The organism is Pseudomonas sp. YuFO8, assembly GCF_035065025.1.
Taxonomy (GTDB): domain Bacteria; phylum Pseudomonadota; class Gammaproteobacteria; order Pseudomonadales; family Pseudomonadaceae; genus Aquipseudomonas; species Aquipseudomonas putida_AE.
In genome coordinates this window covers 43,732-65,949 of sequence record NZ_JAXDEQ010000011.1, presented here as the reverse complement: position 1 = coordinate 65,949, position 22,218 = coordinate 43,732, and the positions used below count along the sequence as shown (strand labels likewise).

At 61.3% G+C, this 22,218-nt stretch carries 25 protein-coding genes and 1 pseudogene; 8 read left to right on the top strand and 18 right to left on the bottom strand.

Translation table 11 applies throughout. The features are described from left to right. Positions 1-2 precede the first annotated feature (2 nt). Positions 3-488: a GNAT family N-acetyltransferase gene (locus tag SOP95_RS12340; RefSeq protein WP_323607268.1), complete on the bottom strand. Its 486-nt coding sequence runs from the start codon at positions 486-488 to the stop codon at positions 3-5. Between the two features lie 140 nt (positions 489-628). Here SOP95_RS12340 and SOP95_RS12335 point away from each other — a divergent pair, with 140 nt between their 5' ends. The 3 genes from SOP95_RS12335 to SOP95_RS12325 all read left to right on the top strand — a co-directional run bounded on the left by SOP95_RS12335 (position 629) and on the right by SOP95_RS12325 (position 2,703). Then, the gene (locus tag SOP95_RS12335; protein WP_274073351.1) at positions 629-1,054 is read left to right on the top strand and encodes a YybH family protein; all 426 of its coding nucleotides are present in this window, start codon (positions 629-631) and stop codon (positions 1,052-1,054) included. A 67-nt stretch (positions 1,055-1,121) separates the two neighbouring features. Continuing rightward, complete coding sequence (locus tag SOP95_RS12330) at positions 1,122-1,466, top strand: YciI family protein (RefSeq protein WP_274073352.1); 345 nt, start codon at positions 1,122-1,124, stop codon at positions 1,464-1,466. 1 nt (position 1,467) lies between these two features. Beyond that, on the top strand, positions 1,468-2,703 hold the full coding sequence (locus SOP95_RS12325; RefSeq protein ID WP_274073353.1) for an RNA polymerase sigma factor: 1,236 nt from the start codon (positions 1,468-1,470) through the stop codon (positions 2,701-2,703). Between the two features lie 129 nt (positions 2,704-2,832). Here the strand turns inward: SOP95_RS12325 and SOP95_RS12320 are convergent, their stop codons facing one another. Then, positions 2,833-3,687, bottom strand: coding sequence for a LysR family transcriptional regulator (locus tag SOP95_RS12320; RefSeq protein WP_323607267.1), 855 nt, complete (start codon positions 3,685-3,687; stop codon positions 2,833-2,835). An 89-nt stretch (positions 3,688-3,776) separates the two neighbouring features. Between SOP95_RS12320 and SOP95_RS12315 the strand changes: the two genes are divergently transcribed. Then, entirely contained in the window at positions 3,777-4,214 is a 438-nt protein-coding gene (locus SOP95_RS12315) for a multidrug/biocide efflux PACE transporter (protein ID WP_323607266.1), read from the top strand. A gap of 101 nt (positions 4,215-4,315) precedes the next feature. Here SOP95_RS12315 and SOP95_RS12310 read toward each other — a convergent pair whose 3' ends face one another. From SOP95_RS12310 to SOP95_RS12290, 5 genes are all read right to left on the bottom strand, one after another. Next, the gene (locus SOP95_RS12310) at positions 4,316-5,929 is read right to left on the bottom strand and encodes an inorganic phosphate transporter (RefSeq protein WP_323607265.1); all 1,614 of its coding nucleotides are present in this window, start codon (positions 5,927-5,929) and stop codon (positions 4,316-4,318) included. 149 nt (positions 5,930-6,078) lie between these two features. Then, entirely contained in the window at positions 6,079-7,101 is a 1,023-nt protein-coding gene (locus SOP95_RS12305; RefSeq protein ID WP_274073598.1) for a transporter, read from the bottom strand. Positions 7,102-7,261: 160 nt separating this feature from the next. Further along, entirely contained in the window at positions 7,262-7,567 is a 306-nt protein-coding gene (locus SOP95_RS12300) for a PepSY domain-containing protein (RefSeq protein ID WP_323607264.1), read from the bottom strand. Between the two features lie 88 nt (positions 7,568-7,655). After that, entirely contained in the window at positions 7,656-8,783 is a 1,128-nt protein-coding gene (locus tag SOP95_RS12295) for a glycerophosphodiester phosphodiesterase (RefSeq protein WP_323607263.1), read from the bottom strand. A gap of 39 nt (positions 8,784-8,822) precedes the next feature. Further along, complete coding sequence (locus SOP95_RS12290; protein WP_274073359.1) at positions 8,823-9,005, bottom strand: hypothetical protein; 183 nt, start codon at positions 9,003-9,005, stop codon at positions 8,823-8,825. On the opposite strand from SOP95_RS12290, the gene SOP95_RS12285 reads away from it, so the two are divergent. Continuing rightward, positions 9,004-9,330, top strand: a complete 327-nt coding sequence (locus tag SOP95_RS12285) for a DUF2025 family protein (RefSeq protein WP_323607262.1) — start codon at positions 9,004-9,006, stop codon at positions 9,328-9,330. The two genes, SOP95_RS12290 and SOP95_RS12285, sit on opposite strands and share 2 nt — an antisense overlap. A gap of 239 nt (positions 9,331-9,569) precedes the next feature. Here SOP95_RS12285 and SOP95_RS12280 read toward each other — a convergent pair whose 3' ends face one another. Both SOP95_RS12280 and SOP95_RS12275 read right to left on the bottom strand, forming a co-directional pair. Continuing rightward, positions 9,570-9,917 carry an antibiotic biosynthesis monooxygenase family protein gene (locus tag SOP95_RS12280; RefSeq protein WP_323607261.1) on the bottom strand — a complete coding sequence of 116 codons (348 nt, stop codon included), beginning with the start codon at positions 9,915-9,917 and terminating at the stop codon, positions 9,570-9,572. Further along, the gene (locus tag SOP95_RS12275; protein ID WP_323607260.1) at positions 9,914-10,621 is read right to left on the bottom strand and encodes a CTP synthase C-terminal region-related (seleno)protein; all 708 of its coding nucleotides are present in this window, start codon (positions 10,619-10,621) and stop codon (positions 9,914-9,916) included. The genes SOP95_RS12280 and SOP95_RS12275 overlap by 4 nt, the downstream gene beginning before the upstream one ends. A gap of 15 nt (positions 10,622-10,636) precedes the next feature. On the opposite strand from SOP95_RS12275, the gene SOP95_RS12270 reads away from it, so the two are divergent. Next, a complete protein-coding gene (locus SOP95_RS12270; protein ID WP_323607259.1) occupies positions 10,637-11,578 on the top strand; it encodes a LysR family transcriptional regulator in 942 nt (313 codons plus the stop codon). 5 nt (positions 11,579-11,583) lie between these two features. On the opposite strand, the gene SOP95_RS12265 is transcribed toward SOP95_RS12270, so the two are convergent. Together SOP95_RS12265 and SOP95_RS12260 are read right to left on the bottom strand one after the other, a co-directional pair. After that, on the bottom strand, positions 11,584-12,117 hold the full coding sequence (locus tag SOP95_RS12265; RefSeq protein ID WP_323607258.1) for a DUF1003 domain-containing protein: 534 nt from the start codon (positions 12,115-12,117) through the stop codon (positions 11,584-11,586). 124 nt (positions 12,118-12,241) lie between these two features. Continuing rightward, positions 12,242-12,853, bottom strand: a complete 612-nt coding sequence (locus tag SOP95_RS12260; RefSeq protein WP_323607256.1) for a TetR/AcrR family transcriptional regulator — start codon at positions 12,851-12,853, stop codon at positions 12,242-12,244. 215 nt (positions 12,854-13,068) lie between these two features. Between SOP95_RS12260 and SOP95_RS12255 the strand changes: the two genes are divergently transcribed. Both SOP95_RS12255 and SOP95_RS12250 read left to right on the top strand, forming a co-directional pair. Continuing rightward, positions 13,069-14,127: an MBL fold metallo-hydrolase gene (locus SOP95_RS12255; RefSeq protein WP_323607254.1), complete on the top strand. Its 1,059-nt coding sequence runs from the start codon at positions 13,069-13,071 to the stop codon at positions 14,125-14,127. Positions 14,128-14,279: 152 nt separating this feature from the next. Beyond that, positions 14,280-15,758 (top strand): amidase family protein, encoded by a 1,479-nt coding sequence (locus SOP95_RS12250; protein WP_323607253.1) that lies wholly within the window; start codon positions 14,280-14,282, stop codon positions 15,756-15,758. A 50-nt stretch (positions 15,759-15,808) separates the two neighbouring features. On the opposite strand, the gene SOP95_RS12245 is transcribed toward SOP95_RS12250, so the two are convergent. The 7 genes and pseudogenes from SOP95_RS12245 to SOP95_RS12220 all read right to left on the bottom strand — a co-directional run bounded on the left by SOP95_RS12245 (position 15,809) and on the right by SOP95_RS12220 (position 22,197). Beyond that, entirely contained in the window at positions 15,809-16,126 is a 318-nt protein-coding gene (locus tag SOP95_RS12245; RefSeq protein WP_323607252.1) for a helix-turn-helix transcriptional regulator, read from the bottom strand. Positions 16,127-16,259: 133 nt separating this feature from the next. Further along, complete coding sequence (locus SOP95_RS12240; protein ID WP_323607251.1) at positions 16,260-17,228, bottom strand: hypothetical protein; 969 nt, start codon at positions 17,226-17,228, stop codon at positions 16,260-16,262. A 4-nt stretch (positions 17,229-17,232) separates the two neighbouring features. Beyond that, positions 17,233-18,579 (bottom strand): CoA transferase, encoded by a 1,347-nt coding sequence (locus SOP95_RS12235; protein ID WP_323607250.1) that lies wholly within the window; start codon positions 18,577-18,579, stop codon positions 17,233-17,235. Positions 18,580-18,726: 147 nt separating this feature from the next. Beyond that, on the bottom strand, positions 18,727-19,482 hold the full coding sequence (locus tag SOP95_RS32145) for a methyl-accepting chemotaxis protein (protein WP_408601063.1): 756 nt from the start codon (positions 19,480-19,482) through the stop codon (positions 18,727-18,729). Between the two features lie 102 nt (positions 19,483-19,584). Continuing rightward, a pseudogene (locus tag SOP95_RS32140) lies at positions 19,585-20,592 on the bottom strand (PDC sensor domain-containing protein); the annotation flags it as partial. A 470-nt stretch (positions 20,593-21,062) separates the two neighbouring features. Beyond that, on the bottom strand, positions 21,063-21,443 hold the full coding sequence (locus tag SOP95_RS12225) for a YbaN family protein (RefSeq protein ID WP_323607248.1): 381 nt from the start codon (positions 21,441-21,443) through the stop codon (positions 21,063-21,065). 145 nt (positions 21,444-21,588) lie between these two features. Further along, entirely contained in the window at positions 21,589-22,197 is a 609-nt protein-coding gene (locus SOP95_RS12220) for a biliverdin-producing heme oxygenase (protein WP_323607247.1), read from the bottom strand. Between the last annotated feature and the right edge of the window lie 21 nt (positions 22,198-22,218).

Genomic DNA, 22,218 nt, shown 5'->3' with positions numbered 1-22,218 from the left:
AGTCAGAACACGAGGCCCATCCGCCGCTCATACCCGATCCGCCCCTTGTACGCCTCGCCACTGTCGACGAAACCATACCTGGCATACAGCGCAATGGCGGCATCGTTATCGGCATCCACCGACAATTCCAGCCCGCGGATTTCCGGCCACGCCAGGCGCGCCGCTTCGGGCAGCGCTTGCAGGCAAGCCTTGCCATAACCCTTGCCCTGGGCGCGTTGATCGACCTGCAAAGCGTGCAGCGTAGCGCTGTGTTCGTCAGCCCAGGCGGGCAACACCGGTGGGCGTTTGAGCAGCAGAAAGGCAACCGGCACCGCATCAGCCAGCAAGGCAAAGCCTTTGACGCCGGGGCCGGGCTTCGATAGCAGGGTGTGCAATGCACCGTGAATGTCGCCGGAAAACCTGATCTGTTCCGGATGCACTTCGATGGCCTCCACCTGCTGGCGCTGCAGCGCATTCAGGCTTTCGTAAGGCACGAGTCGGGCGGTCACTGGAGTGTCCTTTTTCCAATAGAAATGAGCCTCGGATTCTAGCGAGTTTGCGCTCGTGGATTATTTTTATTTCGACTGTCGATCTGGCGGATCGCCGGACGACTAAGGGTGTCTTCCAAGAAAAACCACGGAGAACCACCATGAGTGATACCAATGAAATCCAGACCCTGATCGCCAATTACCGTGAGGCGGTCATCTCGAAGGACGTCGATAAAATCATGGCCCTGTACGCCGACGACATCGTCTCCTACGACGCCGTCAAGGCCCTGCAATTTCGCGGCAAGGCGGCCTATCGCGCGCATTGGCTGGAATGCATGGAAATGTGCCAGGGCCAGCACAAGTTTGATTTCGACCACATGAACATCGTGGCCGACGAGCACATCGCCTTCGCCCATTGGCTGGCCCATTGCGGCGGCACCAACGAGAAGGGCGAAACCCAGGCCTGCTGGATGCGCGTGACCGCCTGCTACCGGCGCGAGGCCGGGCAATGGCGCATCGTCCACGAACACTGGTCGGCCCCGTTCGACATGATGAGCGGTACGACCTTGTTCAACCTGGAACCCTGATCGTCGGCAAGCCGTGCGAAACGGCCCATCTGCGACCATAGTTGATCCGTTCAATCGGGAGAGCGCGATGAAGTATTTATGCCTGGTCTACAGCGATGAGCGCCTGCTGCATTCGCTGCCGGAAAGCCCCAAGGACGAGGAGTGCATGGCCTACGCCGAGGCAATCCAGGGCAGCGGCCGGATGGTTGCCGCCGAGGCGCTGGAGTCGGTGCAGACCGCCACCACGGTGCGCATGCGCAACGGCAAGTTGTCGATCACCGATGGCCCGTTCGCCGAAACCAAGGAGCAGTTGGCCGGCTTCTACCTGATCGATGCCAAGGACCTCAACGAAGCCCTGCAGGTCGCCGGGAACATCCCGGCGGCACGGGTCGGCAGTGTCGAAGTGCGCCCCGTCCGGCAGTTGAATACTTAAGATGCCGGGGCTGCCGGTACAGGCCAGGGTCGAGCAGGTTTATCGCCAGGAGTCGCGACGGATCCTGGCGACCCTGATTCGCCTGCTCGGCGATTTCGACCTGGCCGAGGAGGCCTTGCACGAAGCGTTTTTCGTTGCCGTGGAACGTTGGCAGCAGGACGGCGTGCCGGACAATCCGCGTACCTGGCTGGTGTCCACCGGGCGTTTCAAGGCCATTGATGTGCTGCGCCGGCGCGCGCGGTTCAAGGCTTCGCGGCCATTGTTACAGGCGCAGCTGGAGGCGCTGGAGCAGGCCGACTGGAGTGACGAAGACGTGGAAGACGATCGCCTGCGCCTGATCTTCACCTGTTGTCACCCGGCACTGGCGGCAGACGCCCAGGTGCCGTTGACCCTGCGTGAAGTCTGCGACCTGACCACGGAAGAAATCGCCCGGGCCTTTCTCTCGGCACCCGCCACCATCGCCCAGCGCATCGTGCGCGCCAAGGCGAAAATCCGTGATGCGAAAATCCCCTATCAGGTGCCATCCCTGGCGGAACTGCCCGAGCGCCTCGACAGCGTGCTGCGGGTGATTTACCTGGTGTTCAACGAAGGCTATTCGGCGTCCGGCGGCGCGCAAGTGACCCGCGAAGACCTGACCCGCGAAGCGATTCGCCTGGGGCGTTTGTTGCTGGAGTTGCTGCCGGAGCCGGAGGTCATGGGCTTGCTCGCTTTGATGTTGTTGCACGAGTCCCGACGCCTGGCCAGGACCTGCGCGGACGGCGACCTGATTTTGCTGGATGACCAGGACCGCTCGCTGTGGGACGCGCAGATGATCGCCGAAGGCTGTGCGCTGGTGGAACGGGCATTGGGTACTCGGCGATTCGGCCCGTATTGCCTGCAAGCGGCGATTGCCGCGGTGCATGCCGAAGCGCCGTCGATCGAGGAAACCGACTGGGTGCAGATCGTCGGGCTGTATGACGTGTTGCTGCGAGCGTGGCCGTCGCCGGTGATCGAATTGAACCGGGCGGCGGCGATATCCAGGCGCGATGGGCCGTTGGCGGGGCTGACGCTGGTCGAGGCGATTCTGGCGCGGGGGGATTTGCTCGATTACCACTTGGCGCATTCGGCGCGGGCGGAGTTTTGTCGGCAGTTGGGCAGGGTGGAGCAGGCGCGGGCGGCCTATGAGCGGGCGCTGGAGTTGACGCAGCAGGCGCCGGAGCGGCGGTTTATCGAGGCTCGGTTGCGGGCGTTGGAGTGATGTGATGTTTGCTGGCCCCTTCGCGAGCAAGCCCGCTCCCACAGGGTAATGAGTCGACCACAATTTTTGTGTACAGCAGTGATCACTGTGGGAGCGGGCTTGCTCGCAAAGAGGCCAGTGGCCGCACCCCTATTCCAGCATCTTGCCCAGCAACCAGCTGCCCGCCGGCCCCGGCGGATGCAAGCGCGACCACAAGGCATCCACCGACACCGTTTTCGGCCAACCGCGCACCTCCAACTCCTGCAACGTCCCCGCGCCAAAACGCCCTACCAACCAGCGTGGCAGTGGCGCCCAGCCGAATCCGCCCTGGGCCATTTCCAGCAGCATCAGGTAACTCGGTGCCGACCAGACCCGGCCCTTGGCGCGACTTTCATAGGGATTGACGATGGTCGCCAGGCGCAGCTCGCGATGCTGTTGCAGCGTGTCCTGGTCAATATTTTTCTGCTTGGCCAGTGGATGTTTACGCGACACGAACAGGGCGAATTCCGTGCGTTCGTCCACGGTCGAGCTGACCAGGTCAGGCGGGTAGCTGTCCTGCATTTCGGCGAAGGCGACGTGGGCCCGACCGCTTTGCACCAGTGCCACCAGGTCCTCGCATTCGGCAATCAGGCATTCGAGTTCCAGGTCTGGATAACGCTGCTCGAAGGCACTGAGTGCCACTTCGAAACGATCGGACTGGTAGGTGTCGGAAAGCGCCACGGTCAGCTTCGCCTCGACGCCCTGGGACAATTGGCTGGCGGTCATCTCCAGCCGGCTGGTGGCGGCCAGGATATCTTCGGCCCGTTGCAGTACGACGTGCCCGGCGGGGGTCAGGCTGGGCTTGCGGCTGCTGCGGTCAAACAGGGTCAGGTTCAGATCGATTTCCAGGCTGGCCACGGCGGCGCTGATGGTCGACTGGCTACGGCCCAATTTGCGTGCCGCCGCGGAAAACGAGCCTTGGGTCGCGGCCTGGACGAACGCCTGCAACACTTCCTGGGATGCCATGAACTATCGCCTTCATCGATGGTTATTGGTTATGAAGTATCGGTAAGAAGATGGATGATGGCAACCATCGTCACTCAAGGAGTCCGGCCATGAGCGCCAATAAATCCATTACCGAACGTATTTTCCAGGCCATTGGTTTCGAACTGCTGGCCATCCTGATCTGTACGCCATTGCTGGCCTGGATCATGGACAAACCGATGCTGGAAATGGGCGCTGTCACAGTGGTCATTGCTGTGTTGGCCCTGGCGTGGAACGTGGTCTTCAACGGTCTGTTCGACCGCGTGCTCAAGCATTTCGCCATTGCGCACAACGCCTGGGTCCGCGTGGTGCACGCGCTGTTGTTCGAGGGCGGGCTGGTCGCCCTCGGCGTACCGTTGATTGCGTGGTGGCTGAAAGTCAGTCTGTGGCAAGCGTTCCTGCTGGATATCGGCGTGCTGCTGTTTTTCCTGCCGTACACCTACGTTTACCACTGGGTGTATGACGTGGTGCGGGAGCGGTTGGTCATTCGCTCTACCTGTAACGCGTAACCTGTAGGAGCCCGGCTTGCCGGCGAAGGCGTCCTCCAACATGGCGTTGGTCTTTCGGACGCCTTCGCCGGCAAGCCGGGCTCCTGCAAGGGCTGCTTTATTCAGAAAATCTGGGTGAACAACCAGTACAAACTGCCCGACAACACTATCGCCGCCGGCAAGGTCAGCACCCAGGCCATCAACAGGTTGCGGATGGTCTTCATCTGCAAGCCGCCGCCATTGGCGACCATGGTCCCGGCCACCCCTGACGACAACACGTGGGTGGTCGAGACCGGCAAGCCGAACATGTCGGCGGCGCCAATGGTCAGCATGGCCACGGTTTCCGCCGAGGCGCCTTGGGCGTAGGTCAGGTGGGTCTTGCCGATTTTCTCGCCCACGGTCACCACGATGCGCTTCCAGCCGACCATGGTGCCCAGGCCCAGCGCAATTGCTACGGCGATCTTCACCCACAACGGAATGAAGCGCGTGGCGTTGTCGATCTGCTGCTTGAACAGCTGCAGTTTGCCGTTGGTATCGGCGTCGAAGTTACCGACCTTGTTCTTGTCCATCAGGCGGATGGTTTCGCTGGTCAGGTACATGTCGTTGCGCACGTTGCCCATGGCTTCGGCCGGGACTTTGGACAGCGAACCATAGCCCTTCACTTCATTACCGATGTTGCCGGCCAGTGCCGCGAGGGCGGGGATCAGTTGCGGCGTGACCTCCTTGCTGCGCACGTAATCGGAGAGGATCGGTCGCGGATCGGCCGGTGCCGGCAACGGCGCACTCTTGACCAGCGCCTGCTGGGTCACTTGGGCCACGGCGGCGAACTGCAACGCCTGGTCCGCGGGCATGGTGCGGTTCAGTGCATAGGCCATCGGCAAGGTCCCGACCAGGATCAGCATGATCAGCCCCATGCCTTTCTGACCGTCATTGGAACCGTGGGCGAAGGACACGCCGGTGCAGGTCAGGATCAACATGCCGCGAATCCACCATGGCGGCGGGGTGTTGCCCTTGGGCTCCTTGTACAGCGCGCGGTTCTTGACGAAGGCCCGCAGGGCCAACAGCAACAGCGCGGCGCAGCCGAAGCCGACCAGCGGCGAGAGCAATAGGGCGTAACCCACCTTGGTCGCCTGCGCCCAGTCCACGCCGCTGGTGCCGTCACGCCCGTGCATCAGCGCATTGGCCACGCCGACACCGATGATCGAGCCGATCAGGGTGTGCGACGACGAGGCCGGCAGGCCCAGCCACCAGGTGCCGAGGTTCCACAGGATCGCGGCGATCAGCAGGGCGAAGATCATCGCGAAACCGGCGGATGAACCGACTTGCAGGATCAACTCCACCGGCAGCAGCGCGATGATGCCGAACGCCACCGCGCCACTGGACAGCAGCACCCCGAGGAAGTTGAAGAACCCGGACCAGACCACCGCGAAATTCGGTGGCAGCGAGTGTGTGTAGATCACGGTGGCGACGGCGTTGGCGGTGTCGTGGAAACCGTTGACGAACTCGAAGCCCAAGGCAATCAGCAAGGCCACGCCCAGCAGGATGAATGGCGTCCAGGTGGTCACCTCCGTGCCGAGTTCGTTCATGTCGTGCATCAGGCTGTAGGCGGTGAACAGCAGCCCGATGCCCAGCACTGCAAAAAACACCACGAGGGTGAGCACACCGGGTTTTTTATCGAATTGCGGTTTGGCGCTGCTGGCGGGCGCCGGGGCGGCGGTAAAGGAGGGGGTAGCCATGCCGGACATTCCTGAGGAGGGAAGGAGTGTCGTTGATGATCGTTGCAAAATGTTACAGAGAGACTGCCCTGTGTCAGTGTTTGGATTTGTATGATTCTTGAAAGATCGCAGCCTGCGGCAGCTCCTACAGGGGCTGCGATCTTTTGATCTTAATAATCCTGGCGCTTGCGAAAGGCCCAACGTCCCGCAATCAAGGTAAAGGTCGCCACCAGCGCCACCAGGATCCAGAACCCTTCAGGGTCCTGGGACAGCGGCACCCCACCCACGTTCATGCCGAAGAAACCGGCAATGATGTTGATCGGCAGGGCCAGCACCGTCACCACCGTCAGGGTGAACAGGGTGCGGTTGCTCTGTTCGTTGAGGTTGGCGGCGATTTCCTCCTGCAACAGCTTGATCCGTTCCCCCAGCGCCGTGAGGTCGTTGATGATCAAGGCAAACTCCTCGGTGGACTTGCGCAGTTCCTTGACGTCCTCCTTCTGCAGCCAGGGTGGCGGGCGATTGAGCAGGCGCAGCAACGACCCCGGCTCCAGCGCCAGCAGGCGTTGCAGGCGCACCAGCACCCGGCGATTGGCCCCCAGTTCCGCGCGGTTGGTCGACAGGCGCGAGGACAGCAGTTCATCTTCGATCTGATCCACGCTCAGGCTGGTCTTGCGCACGATCTGGGTCAGCACTTCGCCCTGGTCGCGCAGCAGATGCACCAGCAACTCCAGCGGCGAGCGGAAGCATTCACCGGCCTTGACCGATGAGCGCAGCTTGTCCACCGAATGCAGCGGTTGCAGGCGCGCGCTGATGATCAGTCGACTGCGGGCACAGACCCACAGGGTCGAGACATCGGAGGAGGTCATGCTGCTGAGGTTGAACACCACGTCGTTGACCACCGCCAGCAACGCCGAATCGACATGTTCGATGCGCGTCGATCGTGAACCTTCATGCAAGGCTTCGAAAAACTCGTCGGGCAGTTCCAGGTGGCTCTTCATCCAGCGCTCGCACGCGGCATGGGCGAGGTTCAGGTGCAGCCAGAGAAATTGCTCGGCGTCCTGCGGGTGTTGCAGGTACTGCAAGGCCCTGGCCGAATCGATTTCCTGGCCGCGCTCACCGGGGCGAAAACTGAAACCGTAAAGCAGGCCGAACAGATCCGGATCGCGATGGCTGTGATCGATGCTGTGGTTCATGAGGGCTCGCATGGGGGGCGCCTGTCGCGTGTTTTACAGGTTCACGTGAGCCGCATCATCGCAAGGCTCGATGACGGATTTGTGACCTCGGCCTGATCGGTCACCCAAACGCAAAAAAGCCGCACGATGGGGAGCATCGTGCGGCTTTTTTTCGGGTGCATCAGTCGTCTTTCTTGTTCTTCAGGACTTCGCCGGTGGCGGCGTTCACGTCCACGTCCCATTCAACGTTGCTGGCGTCGCGCAGTTCCACTTCGTACTCGTAGCTATTGAAGTGGTTGTCCAGGTCACTGTCGGTAATCGTGGCACCCGGGTGCAGCTTCAGCACGATCTGGTTCAGTTCCTCCAGTGGCTTGATCTTGCCGTCCTTGACCAACTGAGGGATCTGGTCGACGGGAACATCAGCCTGGGCCAGGCCAGCGGTGAGGGTCAGGGTTGCAGCGGCGAACAGGGCAGTCAGGGTTTTCATAAGCTTCTTTCCTTGGATGAGCTGTTTAAGTGGGATCAGAATAACTGTGGCAACTTAATTCAGACTTAAATTCCCTTGAATCGAAAGATCAATAGCCGTTATTGCGTATCACCTGCGCCACACTCGCCGCCGCCGGGCGCTTATAGAACTTCAGAAGCTCGCTGGCGCGGTTGGTGAAGATACCGTCGACGCCTGCCGCCATGACCTTCTGGTAATCCACCGCTTCATCGATGGTGTAGACGTGGACCAGCAGCCCCTGATCGTGGGTGTACTGGTTCATCCACGGTTGTACCAGGTCGGCGTAGCTCTGATCGCCACCCTGGGTCAGCGCGGCGGACGGGCCGGTACCGATCGCGCCCTGGGCCTTGGCGTAGTCGACCCAGCGCTGGAACTCGGCTTTGTCCTTGGGTTGCTGTTTGGCGTAGTAAGCGGCTTTGTCCGTGTCGCCGGATTGAGCAAAGGTCACTGTCGATTTTGGCTCGATGTTGCCTTCACCGACCCACAACAACAGAATCTTCGGCACCTGTGGCATTTCCTTTTGCAGCAATTCGAGGCTGCTTTTCTCGAAGGTTTGCAGCACCACCTTGCCTTTGCCCTGGCCGACGGACAGCTCGCTTTTAGCCAGTTTCGACCCCGCGGGGCTCAGCCAGCCGCGATCCTGGAGTTTTTCCTTGAGGTCGTGTTCTATGCCCGGAAACTGCTTGGGCTCCTTGGTCTCGATGTACAGGCCGGGCTTGTGCAGCGGATTGCCTTGGGCGATGTCGATGATTTCATCGAGGGTGAGGATTTTCAGGCCGGCAAACGCAGGACGCGCGCGATCCGGGTAGGCCGCGTTGAACCAGCTGCCGGCATCCAGGGTTTTCAGCTCGGCCATGGTGAAGGCATTGGCCGGGCTGTCCTTGCGCTCGGGGAATTTGCTGGCGACGTCGGTGGTGCGTTGCAGGTTATTGTCGTGCAGGGCGAACAGCACGCCATCCTTGCTGCGCTGCAGGTCCAGCTCCAGGTAATCGGCGCCGAGGTCGCGGGCCAGTTTGTAGGCGGCGGCGGTGGATTCCGGTGCATCGAAAGATGCGCCACGGTGGGCGATCACCGCCGGGTGCGGAATGCCCATTCGGGTGGCCAGCGCGGCGGGGCCGGGCTCGCTGGCGGCCTGGGCCTGGCCGAGGCCAAGCAGCAAACTCAGGAGCAGGGCGCTTTGGGTGAAGGTGGCCGGCATGGTCGAGATCCTTTCGTGACAGGTTTCAAGGAGTCTCTTTTAACAACTGAGCGTTGCCAGCGCTATCGCGAGACCGACATAAACGTGTTGAAAGCTGATGTCGGTCAGCGTTTTTGTGTTCTTGTCTGCATTATTCTTCGTCCCGGCAACTTCCCCGGCAGAGGGAAAACCATTCGCTGGCCATGCGTGTAAACCATCGATCACTTCTTGTGAGGTTTCCATGCGCATCACTTCCCAGCTCATCTGCCAGGCCGCCGACCAACTCCAGGGTTTCGTCGGCCTCAATCGCAAGACTGGCCACTACATCGTGCGTTTCAGCGAGGACGCCTTCGGCATGGACGTGGCTGACGACGGCATCATCCCTACCAGCGAATTCGTCTGGGTGCCGGGCCCGGAGCAGACCATGACGCTCAAGCGCGAGTTGATCCAGTTGTTGCTGGATCAGAACATCGACGACCGAATAAACATCACTGAACCGCTGCGGGTGTATATGAACAGGCGGGAAGTGCCGGAGATTTCGGCGGTGAGGAGTTTGGTGCGGGGTTAGTGGGCTTTCTCGCTGTTGCTGTTGCTGTTGCTTTGGCTTTTGATCTTGATCTTCTTGTCCCATCGAGAGGTTTCGTTCCGGTTCTGTCCAGCGCGGCGGGCCCCTGTAGGAGCGAGCTTGCTCGCGAAAAACCTGAGAGCACCGTGGGATGTCAGGCTTCCCGCGTCATCGTTGACCTCCATCGCGAGCAAGCTCGCTCCCACAGGTATCGCGTACAGCCGCGAAATTCCAGTTGGCTGTCAGGCCGTCATCGCTGGCAAGCCCGCTCCTGCAGGGGGTGGGGTGAACTCATAAGCCCGCTCAACAAGGCAAACCCGGGTATGACACTGCGCATACCAGGTCGATCGCCCGCGCTCACTAATTGCCCGGTGCTCGGGATGCTGCTTCCACGCCAGGATCGCCGCCTCACTGGTCCAATACGACACCGTAATCCCCAGCCCATCATCGCCCCGCGCCGACTCTACACCGAGGAACCCCGGCTGCTCACGCGCCAGCGCCACCATCCGTTCGGCCGCTTCGGCGTACCCCTGGTCACCATCGGTTCGTAGCGAAGTGAAGATCACTGCGTAATAGGGCGCAGCAATCATGACCGCCGCTCCACGCACGCTGCGATCAAGGCCCGCACCAGCGGTGGCAGGGTACCCTCGAGGGCAGCGCGTTCCGGCTGGAACAGCGTGGCGACATAGAACGGATGACCGCTGAGCTCGACCGCGCGCAAACCGTGTTCGGCATCATGGCCGACGGCATGAAGCGCGTGCTTGAGCAGTTCCCGTTCGAACTCGGGATTCACTCCGTAGCGGCAGCGATAGCCCTCACGAATTTCACAGGTTTCATATGCCCTGGCGATCAGCGAGCCTTCCCGCAAATGAATAATGTCGACAGCCTCAACCAGTGAACACGCCAGCGGCGTGAGCAATGCCCGCGATGCATCGGGAGCCGTCTCGCCATGTTCGGCATCCGCCCAGCCGAGCACGTTGCGCGCATATTCCAGCACCGCGTGTTGAAACCCGCCGCAGGTGCCGAGGAAAGGTCGCCGCTGTTCACGGGCAAAGCGAATCGCCCGCAAGGCACCGTTCATGCTGCGATACGGGCTGGCGGGCACGCACCAGAAACCGTCGAACCCGGCGAGCGGCGTGTTGGCATGCAAGCTATCGGTGGCCAGCCACTGCCCTTGCACGTTTCGGCCGCTGTGTTCGGCGGCCATGCCGAGCGCCACCGGGATGGCCTGGTGGGCGGTGACTTGAGGGTCTTGATCACCGATCAGGGCGATGCGAATGACGCGGTTTTCCATGGGTGACCTCGGCGCTTGTTGATTCCTGGCAGCCACTATAGATTGGCGTTCACGCACTCAATATTGGCGTTATCCCAAGTGATCAATGCAGCGACGCACTATCGACTGGACTACCCAGACCTGGCCCTGGTGCTCGCATTGGTGCGCGGCGGCTCTCTGGCCCGGGCCGCGCAGCTGATGAAAGTGGATGTCTCGACGGTGTTTCGCGCCGTGCGTCGACTGGAAGCCGCACTGGGCCAGCCGTTGTTCGAAAAAAGCCGCGCCGGTTACCTGCCCACGAGCCTGGCGCAGGCCCTGGCGGAACAGGCCGAGCGCGCCGAACAGGCATTGGAAGCCGCAAGGGTCGGTGTGGAGCAGGGCGGTGAAGTGGTCAGCGGCACCGTGCGCCTGACCTGCACCGATTCGGTCCTGCAAGGCTTACTGCTGCCGGCGCTGGCGCAGTTCATGCCGAACTATCCGGCGTTGATCCTTGAACTCAGTACGTCCAACGACTTTGCCAACCTCAGCCGCCGCGATGCCGACATCGCCTTGCGCCTGACCCGTACGCCACCTGAGCATCTGGTGGGGCGACGCCTTGCAGGGATTGGCTACCGAGTGTGTGCCAGCGCCGGTTATCTGCAAGGGGTCGATGCGACCGATCTGGTGTCACTGACCTGGATCGCCCCTGACGACTTCCTGCCCGATCACCCGACAGTGGCCTGGCGACGTCAGGCAATGCCTGGGGTGATGCCGGCTTATCGCTGCAACAGCATGCTGTCGGTCACCGAACTGGTGCGGGCGGGGTTGGGCGTGGCGGCGTTGCCGGACTTTCTGATCGGTGATGGATTACAGCCGCTGGGCGAGCCGTTGCACGGATACGACACCGCGCTGTGGCTGCTGACCCGCCCGGATTGCCGAGCCTTGCGCTCGGTGGTGACGCTGTTTGACGAGCTGGGGCGGGCGCTGAAGTTACCCTAGGCCGTTCAGGCCTTAGGTTGGTCCTTGCGCACGAAGTGCTGATGCATTTCCGTGGTCAGGTTTTCGATGCGCTCGGTGAGGGCTTTGGTCATTTCCGTGAGGCGGGTGTTCTGCTCAAGCAGCGCCAGCAGTTGCGCGGTGTTTTTCGCCGCTTCCGCCTGGCGCTCACTGTTGGCGATCGCCAGCGCTTCGCGGTGTTGCGCATCGGCATCGGATTGGGCTTTGTCCCGCGCGGCCTGACGGGTCTGGGCCAACAGGATCAGGGGTGCGGCATAGGCCGATTGCAGGCTGAACGCCAGGTTGAGCAGGATGAACGGGTAGGCATCGAAGTGGGTGACACCGAACAGGTTCAGGCACACCCAGATCACCACGATCAGTGTTTGTGCGCCGAGAAAGGTCGGTGTACCGAAGAACCGCGCAAAGGCCTCGGCACGCAGGGCGAATTTGTCATTGCCGAAGGTCGGCGCCAGGTGGGCATGACGGCGATGGAAACGCAGGTGATCGACGGGGGCGGTGGTTTCGTTGCTCGTGGAATTCATGATGCTCTCTGCAGGCGCTGGGACTGAGGCTCACTATAGCCTCGGCACGAGTTTCATTCTGAAACACATTGCGCCGTACACGTTGAAGCGATCAGTTCTTCGACGCCGCTGTCGAGATTGTCAATTATTGCACCTGATAGCAGGCCAGGAACATGTCCAGCGCCGATTCCACCACGGTGCCTTGCATCTCGGTCGACAAAGCCGGCAAGCCCAGGGAAATCTGCGGCCAGAAGGCAAAGGATTTGAGCATGCCATGGAGCTGTTGCGCGGCAAATTCCGGGGCGACCGCTTTCAGGCGTCCATCGGCCTGGGCGGCTCGAATCCATATAGTGAGGTTTTCTTCGCGCTCCCCCATACGCGTCACCATGCTTTGCGCGCGCTCGGGAGAATGGATGGTGGCGGCGATGGCCACCCGCGCCAGATCGAGCAGATTTTCATCGCTCAGTACCGAAAGCTTTACCGTCAGCATATGACGCATCTGGTCACGCAGGGGCAGGTCGGGACGGTAAGGCACTTCCTGTTCCGCCGTGACCCGGACCCACAATTGATTGAGGATTTCAGCGAACAACTCTTCCTTGCTGGGGAAATGGTTGTACACCGTGCGCTTGGACACACCGGCGGTGGCGGCAATCCTGTCCATGCTGGTGATGTCGAATCCATTGGCACGGAATTCGACAATCGCCGCCTGAATGATGGCTTCGCGTTTGCGGTCGGTGAGGCGCTGTGGAGCTGTCATAAATACGCTTCGGCAGGAAGAAAGGAAAATTACACTCGGTAGTTTACTTGTGATCGGCTTTGATGCAACCTTGAAACTACACTGTGCAGTGTAATGTTTTGTTAATCCTGCCCGGTAAAACTAGAGTGCTCGGCTGATGCGTGCGTGTCTCGGCCATTTATCGTCCCAAAAACGGAAAACCGTGAAGCCTGCGGTTTTCCTGGAGTCATTGCCCCATGGCCAAATCAACTTCCGCGGCGAACAGCGCCTCCCAACCTGAAGCTTCCCGACAGGCTCAAGGACAGTTTCAAAACCACAGGCCGATTCAGCGTTTAAGCCTTGGCAAAACCTTGCGCATCCTCTGGAACGCGATGTTCCACAAACCGCGCAACACCCGGCCGACGGCGCCTGTACCGATGCAACCCCTGACGCAAGCGGCGTTGCTGGCAGCGCCAAACCACAGCGTCTATCGCCTCGGTCATTCCACGGTATTGCTCAAGCTGCGGGACAAATTCTGGATCACCGACCCGGTCTTCGCCGAACGCGCCTCCCCCGTGCAATGGGCCGGCCCCAAGCGTTTTCACCAACCGCCGATCAGCCTCGAGCAATTGCCGCCGATTGAAGCGGTGATACTGTCCCACGATCACTACGATCACCTGGACTATCACGCGGTGCTCAAGCTTGCCGACAAGGCCAGGTACTTCCTGACCCCGCTGGGCGTGGGTGACACCCTGATCAAGTGGGGGATAGACGCCAGCAAAATCCGCCAGCTGGACTGGTGGCAGGGTACCGAGGTCGAGGGCATCCAGTTCGTCGCCACCCCCTCGCAGCACTTTTCCGGTCGCGGCCTGTTCGACGGCAACAGCACCCTCTGGGCCTCGTGGGTGATGATCGATGGCGATACGCGGATCTTTTTCAGTGGCGACAGCGGCTACTTCGATGGCTTCAAACGCATTGGTGAACAATACGGCCCTTTCGACCTGACCCTCATGGAAACCGGCGCCTACAACGTCGACTGGCCCCATGTGCACATGCAGCCTGAGCAAACCCTGCAAGCCCACCTCGACCTCAAGGGGCGCTGGCTGCTGCCGATTCACAACGGCACCTTCGATTTGTCGACGCATGCCTGGTACGAACCCTTCGACCGCATCCTGGCCCTGGCCTGGGAGCGCAATGTCTCGATCACCACGCCGCGGATGGGCGAGGCGTTCAATATGCAGGCGGCGCAGCGCGGTACGGCGTGGTGGTATGAAGTCGAACGGCAGGTCTACCAGGATCAGCAAAGCCTGGTGTGAAGCACTACAGGTCAAGGCGAGTTTTCCTATGTGACCCGTGGGCAAGTGATGACGGACATTTCCGGCCATGTCTGTAGGCTGGAAAGCGAGTGAACTCATTCACTCGCTACCACAAGGATGTCATTCACATGGATGTAAGGATAAGAGGCTGCATGACGCGGCTGACCCAGATCGTTCTGCTTTCGATCGCAAGCTACGCCAACGCACAACCATTGGAGTACTTGAGTGTCGATGAAATCAGCAAGGAAATGCAGCGCGGCCAGCTGAGTGCCGAGGCGCTGGTGCAACACCTGCAACAACGCATCGACAGGCTCGATAAAAACGGACCCACGATCAATTCGATCATCGAGCTCAACCCCGATGCGCTGGCGATTGCCAGGTCGCTGGATCGGGAGCGAGAACGCGGGCATGTTCGCGGCCCCATGCACGGTATTCCGCTGTTGTTGAAAGACAACATCGATACGTCTGACCAGATGCAGACCAGCGCCGGATCATTGGCCATGATCGGGCAACCCGCCGCCGAGGATGCCTTTATCGTGCAACGGCTAAGGGCCGCAGGCGCGATCATTCTGGGCAAGACCAACCTCAGCGAGTGGGCAAACTTTCGTGACCCCGCGGTCCCCGACGGCTGGAGTGGCCGAGGCGGGCAAACCAGGAACCCGCATCTGTTAAGCCAGACGCCCTGCGGTTCAAGCTCCGGGTCCGGTGCGGCAGTGGCCGCAGGTTTTGCACCCTTGAGCGTAGGGACGGAAACCGCCGGCTCGATTATCTGTCCGGCATCGCTCAATGGGGTGGTGGGGGTCAAGCCCACCGTGGGGTTGTTGAGTCGCAGTGGCATTGTCGCTGTGACACACAAACTCGACACCCCTGGGCCGATGGCTCGCAGCGTTCGCGATGCGGCACTGCTGCTCAACGCCATGACGGGCAATGACGCCGCCGATCCGGTCAGTAAACCCCGAGCCCTCGATGGCGTGGACTACACGGCATTGCTGCGACCTGGTTCGCTGGTGGGGCGACGCCTCGGTTACCCACTCAAGTTCGATGTGAGCGGCGAGGCCGCGCAGAGCGATCCTCAGTTTTCCCGGGCGCTGGAAGTCATGCAGGCCGCCGGCGCAAAATTGATACCCATTGAGCTCAAAGACCCGCAGTCGGCGCAGGTGGAGGAGGCCCTGTCCATGGGAATCAAACGACACCTGCCTGAATACCTCGCGCAACGCACCGGCCTGCCCATCAAGAGCCTGGAAGACCTTGTCCGTTTCAATCAACGCATACCTGGGGTCGAAGACCATGGGCAAAGCGTGTTGATCGCGGCCAACAACCTGGTGTTTGACCCACTTACCTACGAGCAACTGTGGCAGACCATCCAGAGTGAAAACGCCGCCGCCATCGATGACGTCCTGGTGCAGCACCAACTGGATGCCGTGGTGCTCGATGTCGGCTCACCGGGGTTGAATGTCGTTCCGCTGGCTGGCTACCCCAGCATCATGGTGCCTACCGGAGCGGATGAAGACGGGCTGCCCACGTCGGCATTATTCTTCGGTGCACGCTGGAGCGAAGCCAGCCTCCTGGCATTGGCGTATGGCTATGAACAAGCCTCCCATGCGCGGCCAATACCTGCATTCAGGCCCTAGTTTCAGTTCCATGCACGTCTGGTCGTAGCGCAAGTGATGGCGCTGCGACCTCATTCAACCATCGCAAAATCCGCCCGCGCCACCGGATTCGGCGTAGGGCCTTTCACGTTCATCCCTCTACCCGGCGCAAACCCCGGGAAAAACACCAGCCCCTCAGCTTCAAGCCTGTATGCCAAGGCCAGACGAGTGACATCCAGCACCTCCTGCCGCGCCTCGAAGCGCTCGATGGCCTGCACCGAAACCCCGGCTTCGCGGGACAAGACTTCCACGCTCCAGCCCAGCATCGCTCGGGCCTGGGCGCAGTGGGCCGGGGTGAATTGGAAGAGGGCGATACGTTCCAGGGTGATTTTCATCGCTTGAGAGGCCATGGGTGTTCTCCGGGCTCGAGAGTACTGGTTTTAAATATACTGTGTTTTTGTACAGTTGTTTTCGATCCGGATCAAACGCATTTTTCGATTTTTCTGTTTCATACCCCCATGGCCAGACGGAAGGTCACTGCCTTTATGGCTTGGATGACTCATCCAAAAGTGGTGCCTCGCGTACGATAAAGTGATCCAGATTCTCGATGTTGGCGCTGAACACCCCGAACGTCTGCTCGGGGTTTTTCTTGCTGGGCACCTGCCGCAACGCAGGCTGGACGCCATAAAAGAAGCAATACAATGGCTTCCCGCTCTCGATGGCGTGCTTGATTTCCTCCAGGAACGCCTTGCGTTTGCGGTAGCTGTCGATCAGCTTCTTGTTCAGGTAAACGTTGACCGAGTAGGGCGTCTTCTCGAACCAGACCTTCTTTTCGAAGTCGATGCGAAAGCTCTGGGTGTAGTCCTTGATCTGCTTGATCCTGCCCCAGTAAATCAGTCCCGGGTTGTCTTGCAGGTACTCGATCTTCTTGAAAAACGAGGCATAGGGCGCGGTGTGCTGGCCAATCTTCAGCGGCATGCGCTTGAGCAGCGCCTTGTCCTCGAAGTTCGACACGAAACATTCCACCGGATGGGCGAAGACACTGGTCTTGTCCGGCGCCGACTCGCGGCCGGATTGCTCGACGCTGCTGATCGTCGATGCCGCTGCTGGCTCAGCTCCTTGCAGATCGGCAGCCACCGTCGGGTGCGACGGCTTGCGCACATACTCTCGCCGACTGAGTAACAATTCCGACGGGAAATGTTCCTCGCGACTGTCATCCGTTTCCTCGCCGACCGAAGCCGGGGTTTTCAGGCTTGCATAAGGACAACCCGCGACATGCCGCGTACTCGGCAGATTCTTGAAGTGCGGCGTGCGCACGTAGTTGACGTTTTTGGCGTTGAACGTGCCCAAACCGTTCGCCGCATCAAACGCCAGGCGACAGGCATCGTTGGGGCACTGGAAATGTTCCTGTGCGGAATCGAACGCCATCGACTCGTCGAAATTCAGGTCGCGCACGTCATAGATCGACAGTTTTTCCTCGAGGCCGAGGCAATAGGCGAGGTCGAATTTCATGGGGTTACCACTGCGCCCGATGGGAACCCAGTTCAGACGCTGCAAGCGTCCACTGCACGGGCGTCCCGGTGATCTTCAGCGGCACATGCAGGCGATGTGCCGGGCCCCATGGCGTCTGTTCGACCAGCATGCCCTGATCCTGTTCGTCTTCAGCCCGCAATGGCTCGGCGCTACCGGGACCCTGGTCGATCAACAGCTTCGCCGTACGCGCCAACGACAGCCGCGCCGAACCACCCAGGCCGTTGTTCAAGCGTTCTGCCAACAAGCGGATCGCACTGGCCGCCATCAGATACCCGGTGGCGTGATCGAGCGCCTGCAGTGGCAAGGGCGTCGGTTTGTCCGCCTGCTGGCTGAGCATGCCCGCGTGCGCGATGCCGCTGCTCATCTGCACCAGGCTGTCGAAGCCGCGACGGTTCTGCCACGGACCGCTCCAGCCGTAGGCGTTGAGGCAAACGTCGATCAGGCCGGGGATCCGCTGCTGTCGTTCGGCGGCACCATACCCCAGGCGCTCCAGGGCATCGGCGCGGTAACCGTGGAGCACGATGTCGGCGTCCTTGAGCAGGCTTTCGAATACCTGGCGATCGGTTTGGTCGTGCAGATCCAGGCGTGCACAACGCTTGCCCAGCGTCATCTCCGGCACCACGCCCGGCTCGTTCCAGGAGGGTGGGTCGATGCGCAATACATCGGCGCCAAGGCCCGCGAGAAAGCGGCTGGCGACCGGGCCTGCGAGTACGCGGGTCAGGTCCAGCACCTTGATTCCGGCCAAGGGGCGCGCCACCGAACCTTGCCAGATTGTGTTCTGCGGAGTGTGGCCGGCGCTGAACTGAACCAGCGGTTCGGCGTTGACCGCGAGCCCTTGCGGATGGGCCTGCCACTGTTCCCACGTGCGCATTTCGGCGGCACAGCCACCGGCATCGACCACGGCCTGTTCCAGGTCAGTCCTGGCCCATTGCGCCACTTTAGCTGCCATCGACTTGCGGTCGATGCAAGCGCCCAGCACGGCTTCAGCGGCGGCGCGGTGATGGGGCGCATTGGTGTGCAGACGAATCCAGCCGTCCTTCGTGGGGTAGTCGCCAGCAATCGGGTCCCACAGTGGCGGGACCTTCCAGCCCAGCGGGCGGATCGAACTGGAAAACCAGAAGGAGGCCAGGCGCCGGTCGACCTCAAGGCCGGGCAAGCGTCCGGTTTGCTGGTGCAGCAATTCGCTGACTGCCTGGCCGGCGGCGGCGATGCTGGCGCACGCCAGGTCGGTGACGGCGAACGCCGAGGGCAGGGCGCCGCTGGAGGTGAATGCGATGCAGGTGAGCGGCAAGCCGAGTTCGGCTTGAATGGACGTGAGTAGATCAGTCATCGAAGGGCTCTCCGGAACGAGAGCCCGAGCATAAAACAAAAAAACCTCAGAGCTGATGAAAACCCCGTAGGAGCTGCCGAAGGCTGCGATCTTTTGATCTTGAAAAATCAAAAGATCGCAGCCTTCGGCAGCTCCTACAGGTAAGGATCACACCCGGAACTGATCCATCAGTTTCATCTGCTGGGTGGTCAGGGCATTGAGCTGGCTGCTGATCTGCGCCGATTCGGTGGCCTGGCCGGTCAGGGTTTCGGTGACGGTACGGATCGCCGAGACGTTGCGGTTGACCTCTTCGGCCACGGCACTTTGCTGTTCGGCGGCGCTGGCGATCTGCAGGTTCATGTCGCTGATCACCGTGACCGCGTCGCTGATCTTGCCCAAGGCCTGGACCGCTTGCTGGATCTGCCCGGCGTTGCTGTGGGCCTGGGTCTGGCTCGAGTGCATGGTGGCGACCACGCCGCGGGTGCCGCTCTGGATGCGCTCGATCACCAGGCGAATCTCTTCCACCGAGTCCTGGGTGCGCTTGGCCAGGTTGCGCACTTCGTCGGCGACCACCGCAAAGCCGCGACCGCTTTCGCCTGCACGGGCGGCTTCGATCGCCGCGTTGAGTGCCAGCAGGTTGGTCTGTTCGGCGATGCTGCGGATCACCTCCAGTACCGAGCCGATCTGCTCGCTGTTGACCGCCAATGCCTCGACTTCAGTCACGGCCTTGCTGACTTCGTCGGCCAGTTGATTGATGTCGCGGGTGCTGCGCTCGATGATCTGCATGCCATCGCGGGCCGACTGATCGGCGCCCTTTGCCGCACTGGCGGCGTTCGATGCGCTGTTGGCGACGTCGTGGGCGGTGGCGCTCATTTCATTGGAGGCGGTGGCGACCTGGTCGATTTCGCGAAATTGCACCTGCATGCCTTCGCTGGTCTGGCGGGCGATTTCCGAAGACTGGTCGGCGGTGCCGCGGGCATCGGTAATGCTCTGCTTGATCTGCGCGATGGTCGGCTGCAGCTTGTCGAGGAAGCGGTTGAACCAGCTGACCAGTTCGCCTAGTTCATCCTTCTTGCTGTAATGCAGGCGCTGGGTCAGGTCGCCGTCGCCACTGGCAATCGCCTTGAGCATCTCGGCCACGCTGTTGATCGGCCGGGTCACGCCTGACGCGGTCAGCCACATCAGCAGCAGGCCGAGCAGGCCGGCAACGACGGCGACCATGATCGCCTTGAGCGTGCCGCTTTGCTGGGCATCGTCGAGCACTGCTTGCAACTTCACCGAGTCGGCCAGCAGCACTTGCTTTGGCAAGTCGATCACCACGCCCCAGGGCTTGGCGTCGGCAATCGGGCTGACCGGGTACACCGCGCGGATCAGGTCGCCTTGTTGAAGAATCTTCGGCGCACCGCCGGCCAGCGATTGCTGGATGTCCTTACCCTCTGCGCCCAGGGTGTCGCCGATGCTTTTGCCGACCTTGCCAGCGTCGACACTGTAGGCGGCGAGCACGCCGGTGCCGGAGACGATCAGCATGTGTCCGGCGTTGTTGAACAGCTCGCGCTGGGAGTCGACGGCCGCGGCCTGCAGGGTGTCGAGGGCGATGTCGATACCGACGACGCCGATGACCTTGCCGTCCACCAGCAGCGGCAGGGAAATGGTGGTCATCAACACTTCCTTGTCCGCGACGGTGTCGGCGTACGGGTCCAGCAGGCAGGTACGCTTGCTGTCCCGGGGGCAGGTGTACCACACGTTGTAGGGTGTGCCGCTGAGGTTCAGGGTGGTCTTGGTCATGTCTTCTTCGACCATGATCGTGTTGAGTGCGGTCCCTGCGCTACGGCTCCAGTAAGAGGCGAAACGACCGATTTCGTTGGACTGGCGGGCGGCGTCTCCGACGAATTCGCTGTCCTTGCCATCCAGGCCATTGGGCTCGAACGCCAGCCAGATCCCCAGCACCTTGCCGTTGCGCTCGAAGGCGGTCTTCAGGCTCTGGTTGAGCTCCTCGCGCAGGGTGCCGGCGTCCAGCGAACGCTTGGCTGCCATGGTGCGCAGATCCTTGATCTGGTCCGCCAGGGCGGTCACCACCGTCAGGGTTTCACCGAACGTCTTCTGCACCCGCACCGCTTGCTCGGCGGCCTTGGCCTGGAGCAGGTCCTGCACGCTGTCGGTGAGCATTGTGCTGCTGGAAGCGCTGACCAGTTCATCGTTCTGATTGGTCTGGTAGAAATTCATGCCCACGATCGCTGCGACCACGCCAAGCAGGCACAGACCGGACAGCAGGACGATTTTCAGGCGGATGGACAGTGAGTCGAACATGGGGCGAGCTCGCGAATGGATGAGAGGTTGGCTGTGAGCCATGGCGGCTCGACACGCCAAATCCATTTAGCGCCATTCCAGCACATCGGCGGGGGGTACAGATTGCATGAGTGGGCTGCCGACGAACGGTCATGTTTGAACGTTTGCGCGGGGGAATGTGCCGAAAAGCCGGTGAAAAACGGGGAAGTTTGTCGGCGTTATGCCAGTGATTCCGGTCGCGACCAGATCCACAGGTTGCCCAGGCTCATGCCGGCAATCGCCAGGTAGATCGGCCAGCCATGATCGAGCATCACCAGCATGAGCCCGGCACAGAACAGCATGCTGACAGTGGCGCTGACCTTGGCCCGGCGCGCAATGATTTTGCCGTTGCGCCAGTTACTGAGAATGGGCCCGAACAGCCGATGGTTTTCCAGCCAGGCACTCAGGCGCGGTGAGCTTCGGGTGGCAGCCCAGGCGGCCAGCAGGATGAATTCGGTGGTCGGCAGGCCGGGTATGACAATGGCGACCAGACCGATGCCGAGGCTGACGTAGGCCAGCAGGCCGAAGAGGAAGCGGGCGAGTTTGGAGGAGGCAGGCATGGGGCGCTTGATCAGAATTCTTTGGACTGACTCGGTCCCCTGTGGGAGCGGGCTTGCTCGCGAAGGCGGTGTGTCAGGCGACATTGATATCACTGACACGACGCCTTCGCGAGCAAGCCCGCTCCCACAGGGGAGGGGTGGGGTGTCAGGCGATTTCCGGGGTGCTGGCGTACGCTTGTTCCAGCAATACCGTGAAGCGGTTGAAGGCGTCGATGGCGCCTTTGTCCAGTTCGGCTTCTTCCTCTGCGCTGAGTTTCAGTTCATCGAGGGTCTTGACGAAATTTTTCCAGCCTTGCGCGCGGCCACCTTCAGGTTCGCCAAGGTGGCGGGCGCCGAAGGTTTCGCTCAGGCCTAGGCCCACGGCACGCTTGATCAGGAACGCTGCGCCCAGCTTCGAGCCTTCGGAGACGAAAAGCCAGCCCAGGGCCTGGGCCTTGCTCGGGTTTTGCAGCGCACCGGCCACGGGCGCCGGAACTTCGGTGTCGAGGTCTGCCAGGTCGGCCTTGGCTGCATCGGCACGGCATCGGGCCGGCAGGTCCGGGACGATGGCTGTCAGTTCGGCATCGTTGTACAGCGCCACCAGCTCCGATTGGAACAGGTATTGCGCCACCACAAAACGGGCGAAGTTGGCCTGGGTTTCAAAGGGTGCGTGGGCTTTGACCAGTGCATCGAGCTTGCTGTGGGGCTCGTTGGTGACCTGGTTCAAGCGTTGCGAGCGCAGGGTGGGGCGTTGGGCGGTGTCCTGGGTGGTCATGGCAAATCCTTGAAAAGAAGA

Excerpts from the sequence above, each read along its gene's own strand:
- SOP95_RS12295 (WP_323607263.1), bottom strand. The coding sequence starts at position 8,783 with ATGCCGGCCACCTTCACCCAAAGCGCCCTGCTCCTGAGTTTGCTGCTT.
- SOP95_RS12300 (WP_323607264.1), bottom strand. The coding sequence starts at position 7,567 with ATGAAAACCCTGACTGCCCTGTTCGCCGCTGCAACCCTGACCCTCACC.
- SOP95_RS12290 (WP_274073359.1), bottom strand. The coding sequence starts at position 9,005 with ATGGAAACCTCACAAGAAGTGATCGATGGTTTACACGCATGGCCAGCG.
- SOP95_RS12240 (WP_323607251.1), bottom strand. The coding sequence starts at position 17,228 with ATGAAATTCGACCTCGCCTATTGCCTCGGCCTCGAGGAAAAACTGTCG.
- SOP95_RS12335 (WP_274073351.1), top strand. The coding sequence starts at position 629 with ATGAGTGATACCAATGAAATCCAGACCCTGATCGCCAATTACCGTGAG.
- SOP95_RS12320 (WP_323607267.1), bottom strand. The coding sequence starts at position 3,687 with ATGGCATCCCAGGAAGTGTTGCAGGCGTTCGTCCAGGCCGCGACCCAA.
- SOP95_RS12305 (WP_274073598.1), bottom strand. The coding sequence starts at position 7,101 with ATGAACCACAGCATCGATCACAGCCATCGCGATCCGGATCTGTTCGGC.
- SOP95_RS12285 (WP_323607262.1), top strand. The coding sequence starts at position 9,004 with ATGCGCATCACTTCCCAGCTCATCTGCCAGGCCGCCGACCAACTCCAG.
- SOP95_RS12280 (WP_323607261.1), bottom strand. The coding sequence starts at position 9,917 with ATGATTGCTGCGCCCTATTACGCAGTGATCTTCACTTCGCTACGAACC.
- SOP95_RS12245 (WP_323607252.1), bottom strand. The coding sequence starts at position 16,126 with ATGGCCTCTCAAGCGATGAAAATCACCCTGGAACGTATCGCCCTCTTC.
- SOP95_RS12255 (WP_323607254.1), top strand. The coding sequence starts at position 13,069 with ATGGCCAAATCAACTTCCGCGGCGAACAGCGCCTCCCAACCTGAAGCT.
- SOP95_RS12330 (WP_274073352.1), top strand. The coding sequence starts at position 1,122 with ATGAAGTATTTATGCCTGGTCTACAGCGATGAGCGCCTGCTGCATTCG.
- SOP95_RS12225 (WP_323607248.1), bottom strand. The coding sequence starts at position 21,443 with ATGCCTGCCTCCTCCAAACTCGCCCGCTTCCTCTTCGGCCTGCTGGCC.
- SOP95_RS12220 (WP_323607247.1), bottom strand. The coding sequence starts at position 22,197 with ATGACCACCCAGGACACCGCCCAACGCCCCACCCTGCGCTCGCAACGC.
- SOP95_RS12260 (WP_323607256.1), bottom strand. The coding sequence starts at position 12,853 with ATGACAGCTCCACAGCGCCTCACCGACCGCAAACGCGAAGCCATCATT.
- SOP95_RS12265 (WP_323607258.1), bottom strand. The coding sequence starts at position 12,117 with ATGAATTCCACGAGCAACGAAACCACCGCCCCCGTCGATCACCTGCGT.
- SOP95_RS12235 (WP_323607250.1), bottom strand. The coding sequence starts at position 18,579 with ATGACTGATCTACTCACGTCCATTCAAGCCGAACTCGGCTTGCCGCTC.
- SOP95_RS12275 (WP_323607260.1), bottom strand. The coding sequence starts at position 10,621 with ATGGAAAACCGCGTCATTCGCATCGCCCTGATCGGTGATCAAGACCCT.
- SOP95_RS32145 (WP_408601063.1), bottom strand. The coding sequence starts at position 19,482 with ATGCAGGTGCAATTTCGCGAAATCGACCAGGTCGCCACCGCCTCCAAT.
- SOP95_RS12315 (WP_323607266.1), top strand. The coding sequence starts at position 3,777 with ATGAGCGCCAATAAATCCATTACCGAACGTATTTTCCAGGCCATTGGT.
- SOP95_RS12310 (WP_323607265.1), bottom strand. The coding sequence starts at position 5,929 with ATGGCTACCCCCTCCTTTACCGCCGCCCCGGCGCCCGCCAGCAGCGCC.
- SOP95_RS12250 (WP_323607253.1), top strand. The coding sequence starts at position 14,280 with ATGACGCGGCTGACCCAGATCGTTCTGCTTTCGATCGCAAGCTACGCC.
- SOP95_RS12325 (WP_274073353.1), top strand. The coding sequence starts at position 1,468 with ATGCCGGGGCTGCCGGTACAGGCCAGGGTCGAGCAGGTTTATCGCCAG.